This is a genomic window from Ruegeria sp. YKSF131 (assembly GCF_059612645.1).
In genome coordinates this window covers 42,464-50,867 of the sequence record NZ_JBXWQZ010000029.1, presented here as the reverse complement: position 1 = coordinate 50,867, position 8,404 = coordinate 42,464, and the positions used below count along the sequence as shown (strand labels likewise).

Annotated in this window: 9 protein-coding genes; 7 read left to right on the top strand and 2 right to left on the bottom strand. The window is 54.9% G+C overall.

Annotation, left to right across the window (positions count from 1 at the left end; translation table 11 throughout):
* Window positions 1-143 precede the first annotated feature (143 nt).
* From AC2FLZ_RS12360 to rpsD, 5 genes are all read left to right on the top strand, one after another.
* Window positions 144-404, top strand: coding sequence for a hypothetical protein (locus AC2FLZ_RS12360; RefSeq protein WP_496882226.1), 261 nt, complete (start codon window positions 144-146; stop codon window positions 402-404).
* Entirely contained in the window at window positions 401-1,402 is a 1,002-nt protein-coding gene (locus tag AC2FLZ_RS12355; RefSeq protein WP_496882225.1) for a TniB family NTP-binding protein, read from the top strand. The genes AC2FLZ_RS12360 and AC2FLZ_RS12355 overlap by 4 nt, the downstream gene beginning before the upstream one ends.
* 4 nt (window positions 1,403-1,406) lie before the next feature.
* A complete protein-coding gene (locus tag AC2FLZ_RS12350; protein ID WP_496882224.1) occupies window positions 1,407-3,245 on the top strand; it encodes a TniQ family protein in 1,839 nt (612 codons plus the stop codon).
* Window positions 3,246-3,749: 504 nt separating this feature from the next.
* A complete protein-coding gene (locus tag AC2FLZ_RS12345) occupies window positions 3,750-4,193 on the top strand; it encodes a hypothetical protein (RefSeq protein WP_496882223.1) in 444 nt (147 codons plus the stop codon).
* Between the two features lie 271 nt (window positions 4,194-4,464).
* Window positions 4,465-5,085 (top strand): 30S ribosomal protein S4, encoded by a 621-nt coding sequence (gene rpsD / locus AC2FLZ_RS12340; protein ID WP_480519198.1) that lies wholly within the window; start codon window positions 4,465-4,467, stop codon window positions 5,083-5,085.
* 58 nt (window positions 5,086-5,143) lie between these two features.
* Here the strand turns inward: rpsD and AC2FLZ_RS12335 are convergent, their stop codons facing one another.
* On the bottom strand, window positions 5,144-5,425 hold the full coding sequence (locus tag AC2FLZ_RS12335) for a DUF1330 domain-containing protein (protein WP_480519196.1): 282 nt from the start codon (window positions 5,423-5,425) through the stop codon (window positions 5,144-5,146).
* Between the two features lie 93 nt (window positions 5,426-5,518).
* On the opposite strand from AC2FLZ_RS12335, the gene AC2FLZ_RS12330 reads away from it, so the two are divergent.
* Entirely contained in the window at window positions 5,519-6,391 is an 873-nt protein-coding gene (locus tag AC2FLZ_RS12330; protein WP_496882222.1) for a LysR family transcriptional regulator, read from the top strand.
* On the opposite strand, the gene AC2FLZ_RS12325 is transcribed toward AC2FLZ_RS12330, so the two are convergent.
* Window positions 6,392-6,853 carry an Lrp/AsnC family transcriptional regulator gene (locus AC2FLZ_RS12325; protein ID WP_480475410.1) on the bottom strand — a complete coding sequence of 154 codons (462 nt, stop codon included), beginning with the start codon at window positions 6,851-6,853 and terminating at the stop codon, window positions 6,392-6,394.
* Window positions 6,854-6,955: 102 nt separating this feature from the next.
* Between AC2FLZ_RS12325 and AC2FLZ_RS12320 the strand changes: the two genes are divergently transcribed.
* On the top strand, window positions 6,956-8,371 hold the full coding sequence (locus tag AC2FLZ_RS12320; RefSeq protein ID WP_480870039.1) for an aminotransferase class V-fold PLP-dependent enzyme: 1,416 nt from the start codon (window positions 6,956-6,958) through the stop codon (window positions 8,369-8,371).
* Window positions 8,372-8,404: the final 33 nt, after the last annotated feature.

The window sequence follows — 8,404 nt, the reverse complement described above, 5'->3', positions numbered from 1 at the left end:
GCTTGGTTCCGGGTTTCTTTCTCATCTCCACTCCTTGGCGGTTACGATGAGCCAGAAACCCTCTCTTATCAAATCGACCTAAACTGTCCCATTGGCGCTGACGTCAGACAATCGTCGCCAACGCACTCGAGGCGATTGATGCGATGAACCTCAGAAAGTCACTCGAGTTCGGTCTGGTTTCTCAAGTCTTTTCAGATGAGCGTGTTGACGCTCTGGAGAAAGAACTTTTCGTGGGTTTTAAGGTCACGACTTCTCAGCCGCAGTTGGAAACGGGTTCCGAGCAGTTTGGCATGTCAGTGATCCCGTTGAAGCCTGACTGGGTTTCCGAAGCCAAGGAAGCTGATGGCATGCAGCATCGCGTTCAATATGACGATTGGGAGATTGACGGGGAGGGCAACAAATGAGCCGGAGTTCCCCCAGAATCGATCCCCAGGCCATCATGCAGCCACTGCGAGCCCAATATTTCAAAAACAACCGCCATCGGCAGATCGAACGCGAGATTGATCGCTTGCTTCAGAGCGACGAGAACGGTGGCAAGCTGGCTCTCCCGGAACGTTATGCCGGTGGCCTTGAGGCCAAAGGATTGATGGTTGTCGCAAAACCAGGCGACGGTAAGACCACCGCAGTCTTGAGAGTATTGAGCAAACACCAGGCGTTGCAAGCGGCGCCTGGAGCCGACCTGCCCAGCTACATCCGGATTCAAGTGCCCAGCCCAGCGACCCTCAAGAGTTTAGGTCGGGCAATCCTCGCTGAACTTGGTTTCTCCAACATTTCCGAACGTGCCCCTGCTTGGGACATCTGGCGCATCGTCAAGCACCGCTTGTCTCTATTGGGCATTGTGGTGCTCTGGATCGATGAAGCACAGGATGTTTTCTTGTCTCGATCAGCGTGTGAAATCGATGACATGCTCAAAACTCTCAAGTCACTGATGCAAGGTGATGGGGCTGTGATTGTCGTCCTGAGTGGCACTGAACGACTGCTCGAAGTTGCGCGCTACGATCAACAAGTGGATCGGCGGTTCCGTAAAGTCCTTCCCCGCCCCCTGTTGATCGGACACGACGAAGAGAACCTTCAAGGTTTGATCGAAACCTATTGTGAAATGGCTCGCATCAGGCCGGAAATTGAGCTCGATACCCTGAGGAGATTAATTCATGGTAGCCGCGGACTCTTTGGTCGATCCATCGAGACCATTCTCGCCGCAATCGAACAGGCCCTCTACGAAGGCAGCGAGCGCTTGATTGCAAGGCACTTCGCTGAAGCCTGGAGTATTCAGGAAGGGTGCGCTTGGGATGAAAATGTCTTCGTCATCGACGATTGGGCTGCTTTGGATCTAGACCGGGATGTCGAGGATTTTGAGGCTGAGCGGACCAGTCGTCAGCGTCGGCAAGTGGGGCGGGGGTGAAGCTTTGAACTATGTTTCGCCATTTGTACCCATGTTGCCCGGTGAAAGCTTTGTTTCATGGGTCAGCCGGTTCGCGCGTGTTCAGTGTGATATGTCTGCGAAAGAGTTTGTATCGTTTGTGAGTGTGCCTCTCCAGGACCTCGCCAGAACCCGGGACAACGCGGTCGAGCGGATGCATGAGCTAACTGGCATTTCGCCGGATCGGCTTGTGCAAGGTGGATACATGCAGCTTTCGCTTCGTTACTACAAGCATCGGAGCGAAGAGTTTCATTCTGAGTTCGTTGCTGGAAACCGGGTGAGTTATTGCCCAAAGTGTATCCTACATGACATTTCCGATGAAAAGCGTTCATTCGGAATGGCAGTTGGGCGTATCAACTGGGCATTTTCAGCAATAAGAACTTGTCCCAAGCATTCCATTCCCTTGGTGCGAGAACGAGGGAAGGGCCCAGGTACACTCTTCCTGGATTTGGCTGCGCATATGCCTGCTGTGGCGCAGCTGACTGAGATGGTTGACGGCGCAGCGCCCAGAGAGGTTTCCGGTCTACAATCCTACATTGAAAACAGATTTGAGGGAGTCGAGGGTCCGGAGTGGTTGGACAACCAAAAGATTGATCTAGCGTCGCGTGCCACAGAGATGCTCGGTGCGTGCATTGAATTCGGCTCAAGTGTGAACCTTTCCACCCTGTCGCAGTTGGATTTGGATTTGGCTGGGCGTACTGGTTTCGAATTCACCCGGAGAGGCTTGAAAGGCGTTCGGGAGGGACTTGAGTTAATCCAGTCTCGAGCATCGTGTTCCATGATCCAGGCAGGTCCGCAGGGTGTATTTGGAGTTCTCTATCAATGGATCCAATTCAAAAAGTACCGCAAACCGGTCGGACCATTTCGTGAAGTATTTCGAGAACACATTCTGGATACAATGCCTATTGCTGTCGGCGTCGACTTATTTGGCGAGCCCGTCCGCCAACGTCGCCGTCATTCAGTGGTATCGCTAAGCCAGAAATTTGGCGTTCACCCCAAAACTGTGCAAAACGCCCTAAAGATGGCAGGCTTATTGCCATCAGATTTCGATCCAGCTCGAGATATCAGCGCAATCGAAGTGCTCTCCGCTGAAAACCTGCTGAAAAAGATACAGCGATCAATACCTGTTTCTTCGGTTCCGGAGTATCTTGGATGCGGAAGACACCAAGTCGCTCAATTGATTGAGGCAGGCATTCTCAAGCCAATTGCAGGGCGTCGGGACGGTCGAAGAAGTGTCACGCAAGGCATCAACGCGGAGGACTTGAATACGTTTGTGGATCAACTTCGAGCTTTTGGGCAATGCGTATCAAAGCCCTCTCAAGGTATGCTCGGAATCGTTGACGCATCCAAGTCCTTAAAGGTGCACTCTGTCAGGATCGTTGAATTGCTGCTCCGACAAGATCTAACCAAGATCGAACTGCTCGATGAAGAGTTGCGATATAAATCTGTTCTGATCGACAAGAATGAAGTTGGAAGAAAACTGGGTGTTCGGTCGGGTTTGTCAGGAATCTCTATCTCCTATACTGCGCGGGTTCTTGGTCTTCCGATAGGCTCTATCGAAGCTCTCTTGCGAAAATCGCCTGATGACATGGAACCTCCATTGAAAATCTGCGGGCAAGCTAGACATGCGGGCCAAGTGCGCGATCTGGTTGATCCGCGCAGCGTCGAGAGCTTCAAGTTTAGGTTTCAGAAGCTCTCAGTGGTTTCTGAGAGGATGTCAATGACTGTTCCCGCGGCTCGAAAAGCGCTGTCAGAGCGAGGGGTGTTTCCAGTTTGGGATCCGAAGGAGGTTGGTGCTGAATTTTATTGGGCAACAGATGTCTAAGGTGTTTAGGAACAGTTTTTTAGCCGCCCTTTGAGGCGGCTTTTTTTGCCCCTAAAAATTTTTCTGTGGGTCTTAATGTATTGGCAAAGTGGGCAAAGTGTTCGCCGTTTTGATCGTGGGCAAATAAAGATCCAGTAAATACAAAGGTTTCGTGGCGGGCATCTTGGCGAATGAGGGTTATTTAGGGGCTGCCGTACAAGTCAGCGCTCATCAATTTGACCCGACAGACTGAGTGTCTGGCCACGCAAGCGTGGCCATCGCTTTTCTGGGCGGTGGTTTCTATTTCGAACCCTGATCAGTCGCAGCCAGTTGATGTTCGGACGGCCGGCAACGAACAAGACACGGGATTGTTCGCAGGCGCGTATTGATTTCAGGTCGAACACATATTTTTGATTCACTTCTGCAACATTCTTGTGAATGCTGCATTCCCGTCTCTTTTCCGCCGGATTTTGTGCTGATAAGCAATGATTGAATATCGGGATGTTAAATAGTGCGAGTGGGCAGATGAGAGCCGGAGTTAACGGTCAGGTAGCCATTTCATGGGATCAAACTGAAATTGACGGACTCGAGGACGCGCCTCTGGCTTGTCTGGCCGTCGGCGCGGCTTGGTCATGGCGCGGACAGGCGATAGTGCTGAGCGCTGAGGCCGAAAACAGCATAGAACAGATAGGATATGCGCGGGGCGCTGCAACCCGTTTGCAGAACCGCTTTCCGATTGTCCGGGAAGTTTCCGGCCACGTGACCGGTGCTTTGACACTTACCAATGGGTCGCAGCGGTTTTCAGCCAACCTTGTTGCCGACACTAATGATGCAGCACCAACCATCGTTTTCGATGGCGTTTGCCCGCCACGGGATGAAGAATTCTGGATCGTCGACGTGACCGAGGTTGTGATGGTGCACAAGGCGGGTGTTGAAGGCGGCGGGAACGTCGTTGCATTTCCGGTCTGAACGCGACCTGTATTTTTCTTGACGAAAGCGGTGTGACGGCGGTCGTCGCTGTACGTGCAGGAGCCTGTGCTGCCTGCGGCGAACATATCTTTGCTTATATTCGAAACTGCGTTGAATGCCATGTTGACTCTGCTGGCTTTGCGGATATAAGCGCGGCTTCATTGGTGTTGGTGGCCCCCGCAAGGGGAAGCCTGTCATGAGGGAAACCTCAAGAGGACAACGCCCTTCATAGTTGCCCGTTTGGGCATCGACCTAACGAAGGAGATCAGCCGTGACCAAACGCACGTCTGCCAAGTACAAAATCGACCGCCGGATGGGCGAAAACATCTGGGGTCGTCCGAAATCCCCGGTCAACCGTCGTGAATACGGCCCCGGCCAGCACGGCCAGCGCCGCAAAGGCAAACTGTCAGACTTCGGTCTGCAGCTGCGTGCCAAGCAGAAGCTGAAAGGCTACTACGGCGACCTGACCGAAAAGCAGTTCCGCCGCATCTATGCCGAAGCCGAGCGTGTAAAAGGCGACACCGGTGAAAACCTGATCGGCCTGCTGGAGCGCCGTCTGGACGCCGTCGTCTATCGCGCCAAGTTCGTACCGACCGTCTTCGCTGCGCGTCAGTTCGTGAACCACGGTCACGTCAAAGTGAACGGCAAGCGTGTCAACATCCCCAGCTACCGCGTCAAAGAAGGCGACGTCATCGAAGTGCGTGACAAGTCCAAGCAACTGGCTGTTGTTCTGGAAGCTGTTGCCCTAGCCGAGCGTGATGTTCCTGACTACATCGACGCCGACCATTCGAAAATGACCGCAACGTTCGTTCGCGCACCGGGCCTGAGCGATGTGCCGTACCCGGTCATTATGGAACCGAACCTGGTCGTCGAATTCTACGCGAAGAACTGATCTTCGCATTCCGATCCGGAATTCAGAGCCGCACCTTTGGGTGCGGCTCTTTTCATTTTCAGCCCAGCAGAACGATATCTGACGCGCCTGCGCTGCGACGCAGCTCGTGGATGTCTTTTAGTTCCGGGTCGTTGATCCATCCCAGCGCCGCGTCCCGGTTGGGAAAGGAAAGCAGGGCTGCAACATCAGGCAAGTCCGGCGCGCCGTCCAGCGCGGTTGTTTCTGCGGTGGCGTGTTCGACTTTTCCGCCATGGCGGGCCAATGCAGTCCCGGCCTGTTCGCGATATGCGGCCAGAGCGTTGGGATTCTTTACAGTGAGTTTTGCGTAGGCATAGATCATGGCTTTTCTCCTTGATGTGTGGGCAAAAGCTAGGGTGTGATCTGCTTTGCGAAAACGCGTGTATTTGCATCAATGATGTGCGAATTTGCATGTATGGATATTCATTGGGATGATTACCGGGCCGTACTTGCCGTGGTTCGAAGGCGCACCCTGTCCGCCGCGGCACAAGAGCTTGGCGTCAACTACACAACTGTCGCGCGCCGTATAGCGCGCGCCGAAGCTGCGACAGGTGAAGTGCTGTTCGAAAGGCTGACCGACGGGTATCGGCCGACAGAAGCAGCGCACCTTGTCGCTGCATATGCTGCCCGGATGGAAAGCGCAGAACACGCGATGCTGCGTGGTTTGTCAGGGCGAGATGCCCGATTGAAAGGGCAACTGACCTTAACCGCGCCGCAACTGTTAATTGCCCATGTTCTGTCCCCGGCGCTGGGCGAGTTTGCTCAAAGGCACCCTGCTGTGTCTTTGCAGGTGCGCGCGGCAAACGAGATTCTGGACCTTAATCGACGCGAAGCCGACATTGCGATCCGGATCAGCCGCAACCCCGGCGATACGTTGAAAGGTCTGCGCCTGACGCAACAGCACAGCGCTTGTTTTGCCACGCCTGAAAGGGCCGCGCGAATGCGGCAAGATCCGAACGCGCCCGTGGATTGGTTGCTTTATGAAAAGCAGCCGAACCTGCCGGACGGCGTCGACAAAATCTATCCGAACTCGCGGATACATATGCGCTTTGATGACATGGTCGCGATGGCGGGTGCTGCACAATCAGGGTTGGGCGTTGTGCGTATGCCGGTGTTTCTGGGCCGCTCACTCCGGGGCTTGGTGCAGGTTCCGGTCCTTTCACCGCAACCCTACGCAGATATCTGGATCGTGGCGCATCCGGATGTTTGGCCTTCGGCAAAACTGGTCGCATTCCGCGACATCGCGGTGCCCTTTTTCAAGCAAAAACGCCCGTTGTTTACGGCGTGATCATATCGGCAATGGTCGTCCTTCGGCGATTGCTTCCATCGCGAAATACGACGTGACACTGTCCAGCTCGACCTTTTCGATCAGCCGTTGATACACCTTGTCGTAAGATGCCATATCCTGTGTGACGACTTTCAGCTGATAATCATAATCACCGCCGATACGATGAAAATCCACGACCTCGGGGATCGTCAGAACGTGGCTGCGAAAGGCCTGTAGCCACTCGGTCGAATGATGCCGCGTGCGCAGCATGACAAAGACCACAAGGCTCAGCCCCAATTTCTCGCGTGCGATGCGGGCGGTTGAACCGATCAGGACACCATCTTCGTTCAAAGCCTTCAGACGGCGCCAGCAGGCGTTCTGAGAAAGCCCCACACGATCCGCCAATTCCCGTTGCGACAGAGTGGCGTCCTTTTGCAGCTCTTTCAGAAGTCGTGTGTCAATTTGATCTAATTTTTGTGCCATGTTTGATCATATGACACAATAAATTAAAAATACACGCAAAGAAAGGTGAAGTTTTCGCGCGAATAATAAATCACATTACTCGGACAGTTAGGAGCCAATGCAATGTCCCTGTCCAAGTTTCGTGCGGAACTCTGTTCCACCGCTCACAATTCAAACCTGCGCGATGGGCTGATCGGAGAGAATGTTCTGATCCCGGGTCTGCATGGGGACGTGCCGCTTGTCTATGCGGATTACGTCGCTTCGGGTCGCGCCTTGCGGCAAGTCGAAGACTTTGTGGCGCAACATGTGTTGCCGTTTTACGCGAACAGCCACACCGAGGCCTCTTACTGCGGATCTTACATGACACATCTGCGCCGCGAGGCGCGGGCGGAAATAGCCCGCATTGTTGGTGCCCAGGAAGAGGATGCGGTGATCTTCACCGGGTCTGGTGCCACTGCGGGGCTCAACCGGTTGGTCAGCCTGCTCGGGGTGGCAGAGGCCGACCAACCGGTTGTCTTGATTGGTCCTTACGAGCATCACTCGAACATCCTGCCGTGGCGGGAAAGCAAGGCACTTGTGGTTGAAATCCCCGAAGCCGAAGGTGGCGGTGTTGACCTGGGGGCGCTGGAAACCGCGCTGTTGACCCATGCAGGCGCAGATCTTCTGATCGGTTCCTTTTCGGCGGCGTCCAATGTAACCGGAATTGTCACTGACCCTGATCCGGTGACGCGGTTGCTCAAGGCGCATGGTGCCGTGGCGATTTGGGATTACGCCGGAGGCGGGCCTTACCTGCCGATGGATATGGGGCCGGCGGACGCGCGCAAGGATGCGATCGTCGTTTCCCCGCACAAGTTTCCGGGAGGTCCGGGGGCCTCGGGTGTTCTGATCGTAAACCGGGCTGCAGCCAAACGGAACTGCCCCAGCTGGCCGGGTGGTGGCACCGTAAGTTTCGTGTCACCGTGGCGGCATGACTACAACGCGGACCTGTCTGCGCGGGAAGAGGCGGGAACGCCCAACGTGATCGGCGACATCCGCGCGGCGCTGGCCTTTATCGTCAAGGATGTCGTCGGCACGGAAGAAATCGCAAGGCGCGAGGCGCAGTACAACCAGATGGCGCTGCACGGGTGGAAGGATAATCCGAACCTGACATTGCTTGGGGTCAATAACCCGCATCGCCTGCCGATCTTCTCTTTCCTTGTGCGCGACAACGCGGGACAGCCCGTGCATCAGCAGCTGTTTACCCGGATGCTCAGCGACGTCTACGGCATTCAGGCACGCGGCGGCTGTGCCTGCGCCGGGCCTTATGCCCACCGCCTGCTGGGGATTGATCGCGCCGCGTCCGAGGCGCTGCACGCGGCCTTGTCTGCGGGGGAAGAGATGAAAAAACCCGGCTGGGTACGCCTGAATTTCTCGTACCTGATGAGCGAGGAAACGGTTCAGTTCATCATCGACAGTGTCAATGACCTGTCGCGCCGTACCGAGGAATTCGTACCGTATTACAACGCCGACCCGGCGACTGCGCGCTTCAAGGCCGCATAATGGAATTGCCGCTTTTCTCAATCCGTTGAGACA

Bases quoted from the DNA above. Each gene is read 5' to 3' on its own strand.
- AC2FLZ_RS12360 (WP_496882226.1), top strand. From the start codon at position 144: ATGAACCTCAGAAAGTCACTCGAGTTCGGTCTGGTTTCTCAAGTCTTT.
- AC2FLZ_RS12355 (WP_496882225.1), top strand. From the start codon at position 401: ATGAGCCGGAGTTCCCCCAGAATCGATCCCCAGGCCATCATGCAGCCA.
- AC2FLZ_RS12345 (WP_496882223.1), top strand. From the start codon at position 3,750: ATGAGAGCCGGAGTTAACGGTCAGGTAGCCATTTCATGGGATCAAACT.
- AC2FLZ_RS12335 (WP_480519196.1), bottom strand. From the start codon at position 5,425: ATGATCTATGCCTACGCAAAACTCACTGTAAAGAATCCCAACGCTCTG.
- AC2FLZ_RS12330 (WP_496882222.1), top strand. From the start codon at position 5,519: ATGGATATTCATTGGGATGATTACCGGGCCGTACTTGCCGTGGTTCGA.
- AC2FLZ_RS12325 (WP_480475410.1), bottom strand. From the start codon at position 6,853: ATGGCACAAAAATTAGATCAAATTGACACACGACTTCTGAAAGAGCTG.
- AC2FLZ_RS12320 (WP_480870039.1), top strand. From the start codon at position 6,956: ATGTCCCTGTCCAAGTTTCGTGCGGAACTCTGTTCCACCGCTCACAAT.